This is a genomic window from Tsukamurella asaccharolytica (assembly GCF_007858435.1).
Taxonomy (GTDB): Bacteria; Actinomycetota; Actinomycetes; order Mycobacteriales; family Mycobacteriaceae; genus Tsukamurella; species Tsukamurella asaccharolytica.
In genome coordinates this window covers 402,585-418,532 of record NZ_VIGW01000002.1, presented here as the reverse complement: position 1 = coordinate 418,532, position 15,948 = coordinate 402,585, and the positions used below count along the sequence as shown (strand labels likewise).

General features: G+C 69.7%; 13 protein-coding genes, 1 tRNA gene, 1 other RNA gene and 1 pseudogene. 11 read left to right on the top strand and 5 right to left on the bottom strand.

Features of this window, described 5'->3' with window-relative positions:
- Positions 1 to 73 precede the first annotated feature (73 nt).
- The 3 genes from tgt to FK529_RS05295 are packed head-to-tail and all read left to right on the top strand — an operon-like array spanning position 74 to position 2,675.
- Positions 74 to 1,375, top strand: coding sequence for a tRNA guanosine(34) transglycosylase Tgt (tgt, locus tag FK529_RS05305; RefSeq protein WP_146560152.1), 1,302 nt, complete (start codon positions 74 to 76; stop codon positions 1,373 to 1,375).
- 34 nt (positions 1,376 to 1,409) lie between these two features.
- Positions 1,410 to 2,399 (top strand): GlxA family transcriptional regulator, encoded by a 990-nt coding sequence (locus tag FK529_RS05300; protein ID WP_146559971.1) that lies wholly within the window; start codon positions 1,410 to 1,412, stop codon positions 2,397 to 2,399.
- A 57-nt stretch (positions 2,400 to 2,456) separates the two neighbouring features.
- On the top strand, positions 2,457 to 2,675 hold the full coding sequence (locus tag FK529_RS05295; protein ID WP_146559970.1) for a hypothetical protein: 219 nt from the start codon (positions 2,457 to 2,459) through the stop codon (positions 2,673 to 2,675).
- Here the strand turns inward: FK529_RS05295 and gluQRS are convergent.
- Together gluQRS and FK529_RS20755 are read right to left on the bottom strand one after the other, a co-directional pair.
- The gene (gene gluQRS, locus FK529_RS05290; RefSeq protein ID WP_146559969.1) at positions 2,664 to 3,521 is read right to left on the bottom strand and encodes a tRNA glutamyl-Q(34) synthetase GluQRS; all 858 of its coding nucleotides are present in this window, start codon (positions 3,519 to 3,521) and stop codon (positions 2,664 to 2,666) included. The two genes, FK529_RS05295 and gluQRS, sit on opposite strands and share 12 nt — an antisense overlap.
- A 9-nt stretch (positions 3,522 to 3,530) precedes the next feature.
- Positions 3,531 to 4,480, bottom strand: a pseudogene (locus FK529_RS20755) (helix-turn-helix transcriptional regulator).
- Positions 4,481 to 4,541: 61 nt separating this feature from the next.
- On the opposite strand from FK529_RS20755, the gene FK529_RS05280 reads away from it, so the two are divergent.
- The 3 genes from FK529_RS05280 (at position 4,542) to FK529_RS05270 (ending at position 7,284) form a co-directional block, all read left to right on the top strand.
- A complete protein-coding gene (locus tag FK529_RS05280; RefSeq protein ID WP_146559968.1) occupies positions 4,542 to 5,078 on the top strand; it encodes a DinB family protein in 537 nt (178 codons plus the stop codon).
- A gap of 80 nt (positions 5,079 to 5,158) precedes the next feature.
- Positions 5,159 to 6,187: an ATP-dependent DNA ligase gene (locus FK529_RS05275; protein ID WP_146559967.1), complete on the top strand. Its 1,029-nt coding sequence runs from the start codon at positions 5,159 to 5,161 to the stop codon at positions 6,185 to 6,187.
- The gene (locus tag FK529_RS05270; RefSeq protein WP_146559966.1) at positions 6,187 to 7,284 is read left to right on the top strand and encodes a DNA polymerase domain-containing protein; all 1,098 of its coding nucleotides are present in this window, start codon (positions 6,187 to 6,189) and stop codon (positions 7,282 to 7,284) included. The genes FK529_RS05275 and FK529_RS05270 overlap by 1 nt, the downstream gene beginning before the upstream one ends.
- Positions 7,285 to 7,351: 67 nt before the next feature.
- Here the strand turns inward: FK529_RS05270 and FK529_RS05265 are convergent, their stop codons facing one another.
- The gene (locus tag FK529_RS05265) at positions 7,352 to 8,290 is read right to left on the bottom strand and encodes an Lrp/AsnC family transcriptional regulator (protein WP_146559965.1); all 939 of its coding nucleotides are present in this window, start codon (positions 8,288 to 8,290) and stop codon (positions 7,352 to 7,354) included.
- Positions 8,291 to 8,508: 218 nt separating this feature from the next.
- On the opposite strand from FK529_RS05265, the gene FK529_RS05260 reads away from it, so the two are divergent.
- The 3 genes from FK529_RS05260 to FK529_RS05250 all read left to right on the top strand — a co-directional run bounded on the left by FK529_RS05260 (position 8,509) and on the right by FK529_RS05250 (position 13,137).
- Positions 8,509 to 9,822, top strand: coding sequence for an MFS transporter (locus FK529_RS05260; protein WP_146559964.1), 1,314 nt, complete (start codon positions 8,509 to 8,511; stop codon positions 9,820 to 9,822).
- A 73-nt stretch (positions 9,823 to 9,895) separates the two neighbouring features.
- Complete coding sequence (locus FK529_RS05255; RefSeq protein WP_231702925.1) at positions 9,896 to 11,512, top strand: thiamine pyrophosphate-binding protein; 1,617 nt, start codon at positions 9,896 to 9,898, stop codon at positions 11,510 to 11,512.
- 101 nt (positions 11,513 to 11,613) lie between these two features.
- Entirely contained in the window at positions 11,614 to 13,137 is a 1,524-nt protein-coding gene (locus tag FK529_RS05250) for an esterase-like activity of phytase family protein (RefSeq protein ID WP_146559962.1), read from the top strand.
- Positions 13,138 to 13,528: 391 nt separating this feature from the next.
- Here the strand turns inward: FK529_RS05250 and FK529_RS05240 are convergent, their stop codons facing one another.
- On the bottom strand, positions 13,529 to 15,055 hold the full coding sequence (locus FK529_RS05240) for a PE-PPE domain-containing protein (protein WP_146559961.1): 1,527 nt from the start codon (positions 15,053 to 15,055) through the stop codon (positions 13,529 to 13,531).
- A 111-nt stretch (positions 15,056 to 15,166) separates the two neighbouring features.
- Between FK529_RS05240 and FK529_RS05235 the strand changes: the two genes are divergently transcribed.
- On the top strand, positions 15,167 to 15,607 hold the full coding sequence (locus FK529_RS05235) for an SRPBCC family protein (RefSeq protein ID WP_231702949.1): 441 nt from the start codon (positions 15,167 to 15,169) through the stop codon (positions 15,605 to 15,607).
- A gap of 65 nt (positions 15,608 to 15,672) precedes the next feature.
- On the opposite strand, the gene FK529_RS05230 is transcribed toward FK529_RS05235, so the two are convergent.
- Positions 15,673 to 15,758 (bottom strand) — tRNA-Ser (locus FK529_RS05230).
- Positions 15,759 to 15,820: 62 nt separating this feature from the next.
- On the opposite strand from FK529_RS05230, the gene ffs reads away from it, so the two are divergent.
- Positions 15,821 to 15,915, top strand: an RNA gene (gene ffs / locus FK529_RS05225) — signal recognition particle sRNA small type.
- Positions 15,916 to 15,948 lie beyond the last annotated feature (33 nt).

Genomic DNA, 15,948 nt, shown 5'->3' with positions numbered 1-15,948 from the left:
GATCGCCCAGCTGCGGGAGCAGAACAGGGCGATCGCGGCGGAGCTCAGCGCACTGCGTTCCGATTACCGGTCCATGGCCAGTCGAACCCGGCTGCAGAGCGAGCACATCAGCGACCCCACCCGCTTCGAGATCGAGGGTCGTCTCGAGGGGCCGAACGGTCCGCTCGGCCGCGCCGGCCGCCTTCTCACGCCGCACGGCGAGATGCTCACGCCGGCCTTCATCCCCGTCGGCACCAAGGGGACGGTCAAGACGGTGCTGCCCGAGGCGGTCTCGGAGCTCGGCGCGCAGGCGATCCTGGCGAACGCCTACCACCTGTACCTGCAGCCGGGCCCGGAGATCGTGGAGCAGGCCGGCGGCCTGGGGGCGTTCATGAACTGGGACGGCCCGACCTTCACCGATTCCGGCGGCTTCCAGGTCATGTCGCTCGGCTCGGGCTTCAAGAAGGTCATCGACATGACCGGCGGTGAGGAGCTGCAGGGCGACGACGCGATCGCCGAGGGCAAGGACCGCCTCTCCCGGGTGGACGACGACGGCGTGACCTTCCTGAGCCACCTCGACGGCACCGAGCACCGGTTCACGCCGGAACGGTCGATGCAGATCCAGCATCAGCTGGGCGCCGACGTGATCTTCGCCTTCGACGAGCTGACCACGCTGCACAACACCCGTGCGTACCAGGTGGAATCGCTCGAACGGACCCGCCTCTGGGCGCGGCGCTGCCTGTCGGAGCACAACTGGCTCACGGCGCAGCGGAACGATGCGGTCTCCCTCTGGGGCGTGGTGCAGGGTGCGCAGTACGAGGATCTGCGCCGCAAGGCGGCCCGCGACCTGCGGGCGCTGAGCGAGGAGGACCGGCTCGCCGGCGGCCTCGGGTTCGGCGGCTACGGTATCGGCGGCGCGCTGGAGAAGGCGAACCTGTCGACCATCGTGCGCTGGGTCAACGAGGAGCTCGAGGAGGGCAAGCCGAAGCACCTGCTCGGGATCTCCGAGCCGGACGACATCTTCGCCGCGGTCGAGCAGGGCATCGACACCTTCGACTGCGTTTCGCCGTCGCGCGTGGCCCGCAACGGCGCGATCTACTCCCTCGACGGTCGCTACAACGTGACCAACTCGCGGTTCAAGACGGACTTCCGCCCGCTCGATCCCGAGACGGAGAACTTCACCTCGCAGTACACCCGCGCGTACATCCATCACCTGTTCAAGGCGAAGGAGAGCCTCGCGGCCACGCTGGCGACGATCCACAACGAGCAGTTCATCGTCTCCCTGGTCGCGAAGATCCGGCAGTCGATGCTCGACGGGACGTACTGGGAGTTCAAGGAGGAGTTCCTGGGGCGCTACTACAAAGGCACCCAGCAGCACCTCGCCAAGTCCGACTGACGCGACGGGCACGTTCCGCCCGTAGAATTCGGACATGGCTCACGTCGTCGCCCTGCCCGTCTGCGACGGGATGACGATGCTCGAGTACGGCATCGTGGTCGAGGCGCTGAGCTTCGCCTGGAAGGACCTCCCGTCGCTCGGGTACGACGTGCGCGGGTGCGGTCCGGCCGACGGGGTGCGGACGCTCGGGGGCGCGGTGCTGGTGCCCGGCTACGGCCTCGACGAGATCGCCGACGCGGACACCGTCGTCGTCTCGGCCGTGTCGGACCCGCGGACCGACTCGAACCCGGAGTGGCACGAGCCGCTGCGTGCGGCCGCGGCGAACGGTGCGCGGATCGTCTCCATCTGCACGGGCGCCTTCGCGCTGGCCGCGGCGGGCTTGCTGGACGACCGGCGGGCGACGACCCACTGGCGGCACGCGGGCCTGCTGCAGTACCGCTTCCCGCGGGTGCACGTCACGCCGTCGGAACTGTTCATCCAGGACGGTCCAGTGCTCACCGGCGCGGGCTCGGCGGCGGGCCTCGACCTGTGTCTGCATCTGATCCGCACCGATCACGGCGCCGACACTGCGAACGAGGTGGCACGCCGCCTCGTGGTGGCGCCGCACCGCGATGGCGACCAGTCGCAGTTCGTCAACATCGATACCCTGCGGCCCGATATGGACAAGCGCTTCGCCGACTTCCTGCAGGGCCTCGCCCACGGCATCGGCGGCGTCAAGGGCCTCGATGACATGGCGGCCCGCGCGGGCGTCTCCCGCCGCACTCTACACCGCCGGTTCCGGCGGTACACCGGCGTCGCTCCGCTGGAATGGCTGATGCGCCAACGCGTCTACCGCGCTATGCGGCTGTTGGAGACCACGAACGACTCCGTCACCGCGATCACGGGCCGCGCGGGCTTCGACGCCGAGGAGACGCTGCGGTATCACTTCAAGCGGCAGACCGGGCTCGCTCCGACGGCCTATCGCGAGCGCTTCCACGGCAGCGAGGTCGGCCGCAGCTCCGCGCGCTCCGTGGCCGGATCTTGAGGAATTCCGGCACCGCACACCTGGGCGCCGGCCTTCGCCCCGGATAGCGTTCATGCCATGCGGATTCAGGAGATGCGGAAGGTCTTCGGCGGCACCCGGGCGGCCCCGACGGCGACGAACCGTTCCCCGGGATGGTTGCGGGAGTTCGCCTCCGGCGTGGCGGCGGGCAACCTCGTTCGCCACGGAGCAGACGTTCCGGGCGCGCACGGCGCACGGATCTGCGAGCGGCCCCGGCGGGGCCGGGCTCACACGACGGGGCACGCCTCAGAGCGGTAGCGTCCAGGGGTTCCGGGGGAGTCGGGCGGGGTCGAACCCGTCGAGCATCTCGTGCGGGGTGCGACCGCGCAGCCCTAGGCTCGCCGCGATCTCCGGGAGCACCACCGCGGGTCCACCACGCTCCGCGAGGGTGACGGCACCGTCGCGCTTGGCGAGCCGGATGCCGCTGGGTCCCAGCACCATCGGCACGTGGGCGTAGGTCGGAGGCGTACCGCCGAGGAGGCTCGTCAAGTACGCCTGGCGTGGCGCGGAGGAGAGCAGGTCGTCGCCGCGCACCACCTGGTCGACACCCTGTGCCGCGTCGTCCACCACGACGGCCAGGTTGTAGGCGTACGTCCCGTCGCCGCGCCGGAGGACGACGTCATCGACCGTGCCGGTGTATTCGCCGTGCAGCAGATCCGTGACGGTGAACGAGGAGACCGTCGACCGCAGGCGCACCGCCGCAGGCCGATTCCGCCGCCGGGCCTCCCGTTCGCCCTCCGTGAGGTTGCGACACGTGCCGGGGTACGCACCGTCCGGTGCGTGCGGCGCCGACGGGGCCGCGAGGATCTCGCGGCGCGTGCAATAACACTCGTAGACGTCGAGACGCCCCAGCGCCGCTTCGTACAGGTCGGTGCGGGACGACTGCCGCACCACGTCCCCGTCCCAGTGAAGGCCGAGCGCGGCCAGGTCGGCGAGCTGGCGCGCCTCGGCACCGTCGGCCGTGCGCCCGGTGTCCAGGTCCTCGACGCGCAGCAGGAAGTCCCGCCCCGTCGAGCGGGCGAAGAGCCACGCGAGCAGGGCGGTGCGCAGGTTGCCCACGTGCAGATCGCCCGACGGGCTCGGCGCGTACCGTCCAGCTGTCACCGCACCAGCTTACGAGCGCGCGCGGGAGAGATTGCCCGCCCATCGGGCCAGGTGGGCCGTCAGTTCCGCGGGCTCGACGACGGTGACCTCCGCGTCCAGCACGGCGATCGCCATCGCGGGCCAGTCGAGCGTATCGGCCTCCATCCGCACGACGATGCCGTCGGTTGTTTCCTCCAGTCGGGCCCAGCGGCCGATGAGCGAACGCACGTGGTCGATCGGCGCGTGCACGCGGAACTGGATGCGATGGCTCGGGGTGCGCTGGCCGACGGATGCGCGGACGTACGCGGCCGCATCCTCGGCGGGCAGCTCGCGGGGCCGGAAGCGCACGCCCGTCCGCGACGGTCCGCTGATCCGGTCGAGCCGGAAGCTGCGCCAGTCGTGGCGGTACAGGTCGTAGGCCACCAGGTACCAGCGGCGCCCGAGCGGTACGAGCCGCATCGGCTCGGCGAGCCGGTCGGTGCGCGCGCCGTGGCGGCGGTGTAGCCGAATTCGATCCGTTCCTCCGCGCGGCACGCCTCCGCGAGTCCGGTGAGAACGCGCGGGTCGACGGCAGGACCGCCGGTGAGGGCGGCGGGTTGGGTGACGGCGCCCAGGGCCTCGACGCGTTTGCGCAGCCGGGGCGGCATGACGGCGGCCACCTTGCCCAGCGCCCGGACGGAGGTCTCGGCGATGCCGGCGATCCCACCCTGGGCCGCGGTCTGCAGGCCGACCGCGATCGCGACGGCCTCCTCGTCGTCGAGGACCAGCGGCGGCAGCGCGGCGCCGGCCGCGAGCTGGTATCCGCCGTCGACGCCGCGGGTCGCGGAGACGGGGTACCCGAGGTCGCGCAGGCGCTCGATGTCACGCCGCAGGGTGCGTACCGACACCTCGAGCCGGTCCGCCAGCTCGGAGCCCGGCCAATAGCGATGGGTCTGCAGCAGGGACAGCAGTCGCAGGGTGCGGGAGCTCGTGTTCGCCATGTCTTTCAGAATTCCTTCGATTGAGGACAGAAACTGGCACTTGGCTCAATAGTCTTATCTCATGACCGAGACACAGCAGACCGCCCCCGGAGAACGCGCCGACCTCCTCAGCCTCCTCGCCGATCGCCGGCAGTTCCTCCGCCACACCGCGGAGGGCCTCACCGACGAGCAGGCGAACACCCGCAGCACCGTCAGCGAGCTGACGGTGGGCGGACTGATCAAGCATTGCGCAGAGGTGGAGAGGAGTTGGGCCGATTTCGCCGAGGGTAAGCGCGACGACGCCTATACGGACGTCGACTGGCAGAACCCCAGCCCCGAGGTCCTGGCGCAGTGGGCGGACAAGTTCCGGATCGCCGAGGGCGAGACCCTCGCGGGCATCCTCGCGGATTTCGATGCCGCGGCCGCCCGCACCGACGAGCTGGTGCGCACGCTCGACCTCGACTCCTCGTACGAGCTGCCCGAGGCGCCCTGGCAGCCCGCCGGCGTGTTCTGGACCGTGCGCCGCGTCTTCCTGCACGTCGCCGCCGAGACCGCGCATCATTCCGGCCACGCCGACATCATCCGCGAGGCCATCGACGGCCAGAAGAGCATGGGCTGAACGACCGTCGCGAGCGGGGCCCCGCGGTGCGGGGTCCCGCTTCCGCCCGTTTCGTCGGTACGCCCGCCTAGGATCGAGGCGTGGACCTCCCCGTGAACCCGCCGCTCGATCCGATGCTCGCCAAAGCCGCGAAGGCCGTGCCCGGCGAGGGATATTCCCACGAGCCCAAGTGGGACGGTTTCCGCGCCCTGATCTTCCGCGACGGCGACGAGGTGTTCATCGGCTCCCGCAGCGGCAAGGACCTCGGCCGCTACTTCCCCGAGGTGGTCGCCGCGGCCCGCGACGAGCTCCCCGAGCGCTGCGTGCTCGACGGGGAGATCGCGGTCGCCGTGCACCGCGAGGGCCGCAAACGCCTCGACTGGGAATCGCTCTCCGCGCGCATCCACCCGGCGGAATCCCGGATCGCCAAGCTCTCGGAGGAGACCCCGGCGATCTTCGTCGGATTCGACGCGATCGCGATGGAAGATGTGGACCTCACGGGCAAGCCCTTCAGCGCGCGCCGCCAGGTGCTCGTCTCCGCGTACGCCGGCACGGGGACCTGCAAGATCAGCCGCGTCACCACCGATGCGGGCGCCGCCGCCGACTGGTTCGAGCGGTTCGAGGGCGCCGGCCTCGACGGGGTGATCTCCAAGCGGATCGACGGGCCGTACCTGCCGGGTAAGCGCGAGATGATCAAGGTCAAGCACGCCCGCACCGCCGAGGCCGTGGTCATCGGCTACCGCCCGCACAAGTCGCAGCGAGGCGCCGTCGGCTCGGTCCTGCTCGGGCTCTACCAGGATGGGAACCTGCTGCCGATCGGGGGCATTGGTGCCTTCACCGCCGCGAAGCGCGAGGAGTACCTGCAGCTCCTCGAGCCCATGCGCACCGCCGACTCCGTCCAGGGCGAGCCCAACCGGTGGGCCACCCCGGAGAAGACGGGGGAGTGGGTGCCCGTGCGCCCGGAGCTGGTGGTCGAGTTCGACTACGACCAGATGGAGGGCATGCGCCTGCGGCACACCGCCAAGTTCAGGCGCTGGCGCCCGGACCGCGAGCCGTCGAGCTGCGGGTACGACCAGCTCGAGGTCCCCGTCAACTACGACCTCGATGACGTGCTGCAGGAGGGCGAGTGATGGCGAAGGCCCCGACGGCCGAGGTGGTCGTCCCCGGTCCCGGCGGCGAGGGCGCTGACCGCACCGTCAGGGTTTCGAGCCCGGACCGGATCATCTACCCCGCCACCGATCTCACCCCCGAGGTCTCCAAACTCCAGGTGGCGCAGTACTTCGCCGCGGTCGGCGAGCCGCTGCTCGCGGCGATCGGGGACCGTCCCACCGCGCTCGAGCGGTGGCCCGGCGGAGTCCACCCCGGCGGGCGGCTGGCGCAGGGGCCGCAGGACCGGGACGCTGACGGCTTCTATCAGAAGCGGATGATGAAAGGTGCCCCCGAGTACGCGCAGACGGTGCGCATCGCCTTCCCGTCCGGCCGCCCCGCCGACGAGCTGTGCCCCTCCGAGATCGCGATCCCGGTGTGGTGCGCGCAGATGGGCACGATCACCTTCCACCCGTGGCCGGTGCGCAGCGCCGACGTGGACCATCCCGACGAGTTGCGGATCGACCTGGATCCACAGCCGGGCACCGACTTCCGCGACGCCGTGCGGGTCGCGGGGATCGCCCGCGAGCTCGCCGACGACCTCGGGCTGCGGGCGTACTGCAAGACCTCCGGTAACCGCGGCGTGCACGTCTTCATCCGCATCGCACCGCGGTGGGACTTCGTGGACGTGCGGCACGCCGCGATCGCCTTCGGCCGCGAGCTGGAGAAGCGCGACAGCGGCGTCACCACCGCGTGGTGGAAGGAGGAGCGCGGGGAGCGGATCTTCGTGGACTACAACCAGAACAGCCGCGACCGCACTATCGCCTCCGCCTGGTCGCTGCGCGCCGTCCAGGGCGCCACCGTCTCCACCCCGCTCACCTGGGATGCGCTGGCCGAGCTCAAGGACCCGCACGAGCTCAACCTGTTCACCGTGCCCGAGCGACTCGCCGACGGGAACCCGTGGGCCGATATGGACGAGGTCGCGCACGATCTCACGCCCCTGCTCGAGAAGTGGGAGCAGCACCCCGTCGAGCTGAACTACCCGCCCGACTACCCGAAGATGCCCGGCGAGCCCCCGCGCGTGCAGCCCAGTAAGAAGGTCGCCGAGCACTGGGACGCCGACGGCAACCGCATCGAGTAGGCGGGCTCACACACAGCCGACCAGTGGCGGCCGCACTCTGCTCCGAGACTAGGCGGTATCGAGACCGTCATGCGTAAGGAGAGTTCGTCGGGTTTCGGAGAGCGCGGATGGTGCGGAGCGCCGGCTCCGTGATGGTGCGCGAGTAGTCCTCCTTCTGGACCGAGAGATGCACCCACGCCTCGACGTGGCCGACCCCGGCCATCGCTCGCAGGTCCTCCATGATCTGCAGGAGCGCTTCGCTACTGCGCTCCAGGAGCGTCGCGAGCACATCGAATCGTCCGATCACGCGCGCGGCGAAGTCGACACCGCGGCGCTGGGTGAGGTATTCGACCACCGTGTCGTCGTCGCCGCGCAGCACGATGCCGATGCCGAGCGGGAGTTGTCGCTGCGTGACGGTGCGCGTCTCGACCGTGCTGATGCGGATGACTCTGTTGTCGATCAAGCGCCGCACCCGCACCGCCACCGACGAGGGGGACAGCCGCACGGCGTCGCCCAGCGCGCGGAAGGAGGTGCGGCCGTCGCGCTGAAGCTGCTCGATGAGCGCCACGTCGATGTCGTCGATCGTGGTCTCGCCCTGGTGGCCCGACACCAACAAGCCCTTGATGACCGAGGAGTAGACGTGCGTCTCCACCGCTGTCACGGTGGGGATCGCACGGATCGCGCGAACCAGATCGTGCAGCTCGGCGCGCGATCCCGAGCGGACCTCGGCGATGAGGTCCGGCGCGCCTCCGACCGCCGAGACCAGCACCGCCTGTTCGTACGCGGCGAGGGCGGCGGCGATGGGACGGGCCGGGCCCGCGGCACTGATCATCAGGTGGGCGAGCACGTGCTGCCCGAGGAAGCCGGGGTCGACGGCGGCCACCACCCGGACCGCGCCGGAGTCGAACATCGTCTGTAGCCGGGTGGCCACCGTTGCCCGCGACACCCCGAGGCGGCGCGACAGGTCCTGCACGCTGACCCGCCCGTCCTCCTGGAGGGCGTGGACGAGATCGTCATCGATATCCATCGTTCACCCGATATTCACCCGAATAGCTGGATTCGCTCGAAGTGGACGACAAATATTGCGCCGATTCGCACACGGTCGAGTCATCAGCCAAATATTAGCGGAGCAGTTCTCGCAAACATGCGGATCGGAGCAGGGGCGGCAGTCCAAGTGTGGTTGCCGCCACACCTGGTCGAACTTACGATCATGCGCATATTTCACCCAGCGAGGAGCTGTGCCCCATGCAATCCGGTTCGAACAGATCTCGCCGCGCGGGTCTCGCCGCGTTCGTCGGCACGACGATCGAGTGGTACGACTTCTACATCTACGCCACCGCGGCGGCGCTGGTCTTCGGGCCGCTCTTCTTCCCAGGCGACAACGCCCTGGGCGAAACGGCGGCGGCGTTCGCGTCCCTCGCCGTCGCCTTCGTCGTGCGGCCCTTCGGCGCGATCCTCTTCGGCCACATCGGCGATCGGTTCGGCCGCCGCCGTGCGCTCGTCTGGACCCTGCTGCTGATGGGAGTTTCGACGGTCCTCGTGGGCGTACTGCCCACGCACGCCCAGATCGGTATCTGGGCGCCCGTCCTGCTGATCTTCCTCCGCGCGATGCAAGGCCTCGCCGTCGGCGGTGAGTGGGGCGGGGCCGTATTGATCAGCGTGGAACACGCCCCCGAGAAGTCGAAGACCTTTTACGGCGGCTTCACGCAGCTCGGTAACCCGGCCGGCGCGCTCCTCGCTTCGGGCACCTTCGCTCTCATGACGCGGATGGGTGACGACTTCATCATCAACGGCGGGTGGCGGATCCCGTTCCTGCTGTCGATCGTCCTGGTCGCCGTCGGGTTCTGGGTGCGGAGTCGGGTGGAGGAGTCTCCAGTGTTCGAGGCCGAGGTGCAGGGCAAGGACCACGGTCTCCCCCTGCGCTCCGCGCTGCGGACGAATCGCCTGGCCATCCTCCTGGGCATCGGAATCCTGCCGATCTCCACCGGCGGCTATTACCTGGCAACCACCTTCGTCACGTCCTATGCGACGAATGCGCCCATCGAGATGTCCGAGCAGCTCATCCTTGACGCCATGACCGTGGCATCCCTCGTCGAGTTGCTCGTGACCCTGCCGGTCGCCTGGCTCGGCGACAAATGGGGCCGCAAGAACGTCATGTACATCGGATTGGCCACCTCCGTCCTGACCTTCGTGCCGTTCCTGCTGATACTGCCGGGGCGCATCGAACCCCTCGTCTTCCTGTTCGCGTCACTCGTGCGCGTGGCATTGAGCGCGACCTATGCCCCGCTTGCCGCGATCATGTCGCAACTGTTCCCGCCCGGAGCGCGTTACACCTCGGTGGGGCTGACCTACGGGATCGGCGCCGCGATCTGGGCCGGATTCTCTCCCTGGTTCGCGACGATGCTGCTCGGCTGGACCGGCACCATCTGGTCGGTGGTCGCCATGTTCGCGGTGATGGCCGCCATCGCCACGGTGTGTACCTACTTCGCGCCGCAGTACGTGGATACCGAACCGGATCGACTGGAGGACAACGCGGTTCCCGGCAGGAACGCGGTATGAACAGGCTCGCCGGGTACGGACAGACGATGGCCTGGATCGTCGGGTGCCGTCGGCATGGTGTCTCATGACGGGTATGGATGACCAGCCGACTGTCGAGGATCCGGCGCAGCGGTACGCCGATACCACGGGGCGCGCCGTCATGGAATGCGTGGCCGCGTACGGTGTCACCACGATCTTCGGGATCCCCGGTACGCACAACCTCGAGCTCTATCGACCGCTCGCCGATCTCGGCATCAGGGCGGTGACCAATCGACACGAGCAGGGCGCCGGCTACGGCGCCGATGGCTGGTCGCAGCGCACGGGCTTGCCCGGCGTCGTCATCACCACGTCGGGGCCCGGGCTGCAGAACGCGCTGAGCGCGATCGGCACGGCGTTCTGCGAGTCCCGGCCGCTGCTGGTGATCTCCCCCGGTACCGCCCGCGGCGCGGAGTTCGCCGACGTCGGCACCCTGCACGAGACCAAGAACGCCTCGGCCATGGTCGATGCGGTGGCGCAGTGGTCGCGCCGGGTCGTCACCGCCGAGGCGGCGGTCGAGGCCGTCCACGACGCCTTCGAGCTGTTCCGTTCGAGCCGGCCCCGGCCGGTACACATCGAAATCCCGCTCGACTTGCTCGAGGAGTCCGCGGGCGTCGACCCGGAGGTCCGTCGGGCCCGGCCCTCGGGCGGCGCCGGCGCACCGGATCCCGCCGGCGTCGCGCGCGCCGTGCAGCTGCTCCGTGGCGCCGAGCGGCCGGTGATCATCGTCGGCGGTGGTGCCACCCGGGCAACCGCCCAGGTCGCCGATCTCGCTCAGCGGCTCTCCGCGCCCGTCCTCACCACGACGAACGGCAAGGGAGTACTCGACGAACATCACCCGCTGTCGCTGGGGGCGAATCTGCGGCTGCCGAGCGCGCGGGAGTTCGCCGAAGGCGCCGACGTGCTGCTGGTCGTGGGCTCCAAACTGGGCGAGGCGGAACTCTGGTGGCCGGCGATAGAGCCCCGGGGTGCCGTGATCCGCATCGACGTCTCCGCGGACCAGCTCGATAAGAACCTGGCGGCCACGGTCGGCCTGCGCGGCGACAGTGCCGCGGTACTCGATGCGCTGCTCGAGGGAGTTCCCGCTGGTGATAGGCCCACGCCGGACCTGGAGCCCCTGCGGCGTGCGATCGCGGAGGAGACGCGGGCGGCGGCGCCGACGACGGTCGCGCTCGCAGAAGACATCGCGGCGGCCGTCCCCGACGGGGCGATCGTGGCGGGGGATTCGTCCCAGATCATCTACCTCGGTCTGAGTAACGTTCTCAAGCAGGACTCCCCCCGCAGATTTCTGTACATGCCGACCTACGCGACACTGGGTTACGGCCTGCCGGCGGCCATCGGCGCCCGGATCGCCGAACCGGACCGGCCCGTGGTAGCCGTGCTCGGCGACGGCGCGCTGATGTTCAGCGTCAACGAGCTGGCCACCGCGGTGGAGCAACGGGTCGACCTCACGATCGTCTGCGTGGACAACGGTGGCTACGCCGAGATCAAGCAGAACGAGGTGGACCGCGCGATCGCTCCCATCGGAGTCGAACTGCACCAACCCGACTGGCCCGCGCTGGCGGAGGCGTTCGGCGCACGGGGCAGGCGGGTGACGCGGGATGAGCTGCGGGACGCGATCGCGGCATCGGTGGAGTCCGGGGGCGTCCATCTCTTGCACCTGCTCGACGTGTAGTCCCGCCCCGGGTAGCCGAGATACATCCGAGGCGGACGCCGGGCGAACCAAGCCCCGCCTGGAGTGGCGCGGCATTCACCCGCGTCTGGTAAGCACAGGGCATGCGCTCGAATCGCCGCCTCGCCGTTGCCCTGGTCGCCGTCCTCGCCGGCGGCTCACTCGTCGCCTGCTCCTCCGGCGGGGGTGAGGAGATAGCCACGCTGGACCTCAAGACCGGCACGAACTCCCCGCTGACCATTACCGCCGCGCAGCTCGCCGGGCTCGCCCAGGGCGGCGCGGTCGTCGACGTCAAGCCCACGGCCGACGGCACCATCGAGGCCGCGAAGGGCGGGGCACTCGTCTTCAAGCCCAAGGCCGGGTTCACCGGCTCGGTGCAGCTCACGGCCGTCGTCTCGCCCGCCGTCGCGTTGTACTCGTCGAACATCCCCCCGCTCGCCACCATCGGCGGCGTCTCGATCGACGGCAGCGGATACGGCTCGTCGTGGACGCCGGTCCCGGGCGCACCCGGCGAGTTCTACGGCCTCACGGACCGCGGTCCCAATGTCGACGGGCCGGGCAAGGACGAAAAGGTCGCGGTCATGCCCGATTTCACCCCGCAGATCGGCCGGTTCAAGCTCGAGGACGGCGCCGCGGTTCTCCAGAGCGTCATCACCCTCAAGGGCCGCGACGGCCGCCCGCTCAACGGCCTCAACGACACCGCGGCACCCACAGGCGAGAGGATGCTCGACCTCGACGGCGCGGCGCTCCCGCCCACGGACCACGGCATCGACTCCGAGGGCCTCGTGGCCCTGCCCGACGGCTCCTTCTGGGTCTCGGACGAGTACGGCCCCTTCCTCATCCACTTCGACGCCAACGGTCAGGAGCTCGAGCGTCTCCTCCCCGGCAGGGGGCTGCCCGAGGTGCTCCGCAGCCGCACGCCCAATCAGGGCATGGAGGGCCTCACGGTGACGCCGGACGGCAAACGCCTGGTCGGAATCATTCAGTCCGCGTTGAACGTTCCCGGGCTGAGCGGCAACGCGAAGGAGGTGCCCGTGACCCGGATCGTCGCGATCGATCTCGCCACCAAGGCGGTCCAGCAGTACGCCTACCTGCTGGACAACCCGAAGGACACGAAGAAAGCCGTCTCCGAGATCACCGCGATCTCCGACACGGAGTTCTTGGTCGACGAGCGCGATGGCAAGCTCGCTCCCAAGGCGAACAAGACGATCTACCGGATCAGCCTCGACGGTGCGACGCCGCTCGGCGAGCGGAACCCAGAGACGATCGCCGGCGTGAGCACCACCGTGGCGGCGGAGGCGGCACTCAAGGGCGCCGGAATCACCCCGGTTCGCAAGACGGTGGCGCTCGACCTCAGCGGACTCGTCGACAAGCTCAACCCCGCCGGCAAGTTCTTCGGGCACGACAAGGTGGAGGGCCTCTCGTCACCCGACGGCGGAAAGACCCTGTTCATCGCCAACGACAGCGACTTCGGCCTGGCCGGGATCGCGGGGCCGCAGACTCCGTACCAGCTCAAGGCGAAGGTCCTCGCCAACGGTCTGCAGGACAGCCTCGAGGTGCTCAAGGTCGATACCACCAAGCTGAACGAGCCCACCGCCGAGCGGACGATCACCGTCACCGTCGGATAGCACGACCAGGACGTGCCGCCCCCGGGAACTGTTTCACCCTCGACTTATGTGAGTCGAGATTTGAAGTGCGTGCACTCGTGACGTCTTTGTCCCCGCCTCGCTCATCCAGACCTATCCCACACCGACGTCGCCGATCTCTGGGACGCCGTCACCAGCGCCGAGCGCCTGCCGCGCTGGTTCGCCCCGGTCCACGGCGAGCTCGAGCTCGGCTGCCGGTTCCACGTCGAGGGGAACGCCGGCACGGTGTCGTCACCGGGCAGGACCGTCCCGAGGACGCGGAGGCGTTCTTCGGCACCCCGGCCACACGGCCGCCCTCATCGCCGGCGTCCCCGCGGAACAGGCTGCCGCGCAGGGCGGTCGCACCGCCGCGTTCTTCTCCGGCGGGTAGCGCTCAGGCGGCGGCGGTCGCGACCACCGGCTCGTCGGCGGCGGGCTCGGCCGTCTCGGGCTTCTGCTCGGTGGCCGTCGGTGCCGTGGCCTTCTCCGTCGCGCTCGGAGCGGGGGCTGAGGCTTCCGCCGTCTTCTCGGTCGTCTTCTCCGCCGCCGTGCCGGTCGTCGCCGTGCCGGTCGCCGCCGTGCCGGTCGTCTCGACGGCGCCGGTCGGCGCGGTGATCGGGGCCGGATCGGACTCCGACTTGGCCTTCGGCTCCGCCGTCTTGACGAGCTGCAGCACGGGCGCCTGCTCCTGCGTCGTCTGCGGGTTCGACGGCTCGGTGACCTTCGGCTCCGTGGTTCCGGTGCGGTCGGCGTCGGCGTCGGTCGTCGCGGGCGCGGTGGGCTTGGGCGCCAGGAACTTCGAGGCGTCGCCCGTGCCGGTCGAGGCCTGTTCAACGCCCTGCACGGCGGCGCCGATCAGGTCCACGCCGAGGCGCAGCGGATCGATCACGGGGAACAGGCCGAAGGGGTTGGCGGCGCCGTAGTCGCGGCGGTCGTACCCGGTCTCGATGAGCACGCGTGCCACCGGCGAGACGAGATCGACCAGGGGGACGACGAATCCAGTCGTGCCGGTGGCCGTCCCGAGGTCCAGGAGCGGCAGCATGAGCGGCAGGATCTTCGCCGGCAGCGTGACGAAACGGGTGTCACCGCTCACCTGGCAGTAGGTTTCCGCGGAGCAGTTCGCGGTGGCCGCCTCGACGGCCGCGCGGACCTCGTCCGGCGTGTACCCGATCGGCGTCGCCGACGGCTCGTCGGAGCCCTTGGGCGCCAGCATCTTCCCGTGCACGTAGGAGAACCCGGCGAGTGCGTTGACAGTCGCCAGCAGGTTGACGGGGTACTTCGGGAAGTCGGTCACGCCGTCGTACTGAAAGCCCACGTCGGTGGTGTTGATCGGCCGGGTCGGGGTTCCCGTGTTCGTCGGGGTGCCGGGGCCGAAGGTCACGTCGAGGATCGGGATGTGCCCGAGGAAGGACGGCCGGGTGAACAGACCGCCGTTGGGACGGCTCGCGTTGCCGATGAGCACGAACGAGACGTTGTCGGGGACGCCGCCGTTCTCGGACAGCTGCTTCTTCACATCGGTGACCACGGTGCCGCCCTGGGAGTACCCGAAGATCACGATCGGGGAGTCCTTGTCGGCGGCGGCGTACTGCTCGTTCAGGCTCGCGACGCCGCTCGCCACGGAGTCGTCCCACTTCGCTCCTTCGAGCCCGCCCCATCCGGGGAGCGGGATCGGCCAGAACTCGGCGATGTAGGGGACGGGCTTCGCGACGCAGTCGGTGGCGCCGCACGCGCCGGTCGGCTGCACGTAGTAGCCGACGACGTTCTCCTGGTAACCCGGCACGGTCGACGGATCCTTCGTTCCCGTTCCGGGGACGACCAGCACCGTCGTGGCCGCCCATGCGATTGCGGAGGTGAACGTGAGGGCGATCGCACCGAACAGTGCGACCAGGACGTATCCAAGCTTGCGGGCGGTTTCGCGCATGACAGAGCAACCTCTCGGGTTTCGGGATGCGCCCAGTTTCGCACGACTCTTCCCGTTTCGCTTTGCGAGCTCAATCAGTGCGACCCGTGGTGTACTGGTCGCGTGTTCGAGATGGAGCGCGACCCGTCGATCGTCGAGCTCGATCGCTTCGTTCCCTGCGCGCCCGCCGCCGTGTGGCGGGCCCTCACCGAGCCCGAGATCGTGGAGCGGTGGCTGATGCGTTCCGTCGGGCTCGGGCCCCACGAGGGCGCCACATTCATTCTCGAAATCCCGTCGGATCCGCCGGGTGAGGTGTCCTGCGAGGTGCTCTCCGCCGTTGCCGGCGAGCGTTTCACGCACAGCTACACCGATCTCCGGGCCGTCCGGCCTGTGCGGTGGATCGTGGATTGGCGGCTAGTGCCGGAGGGGAAGGGCACGCGGGTCGTCATGACGATGTCGGGCTTCGATCCGGACGATCGGCAGCAGAGGTTCGCCCGCAACGCCGTCGAGCGCGGTTACCGCAACTCGCTGCTCCCGAAGCTCGCCACCGCCGTGATCGCGCTCGAAGGCTGACAGTCGCGCCCCTGGATAGAGGACCGGCCCGCGACCAACAGTGCTGGTCACGGGCCGTTCCGCGGCGGAGGATAGGGGATTTGAACCCCTGAGGGCTATTAACCCAACCCGCGTTCCAGGCGAGCGCCATAGGCCACTAGGCGAATCCTCCGTCGACCATCGTAGACGAGACGCCCCTGTCGACCCAAACCAGGACGACCACGTATAGTCGAGGACGGACTCCGCGCGGCGTCCATCCTGTGAACTCCCCCAGGGCGGGAACGCAGCAAGGGTCAACGGGCTCTGGCGGGTGCGCGGAGTCCCCTTTATGTCCGGGCCCGAATTTCCGTCGGAGGCGCACC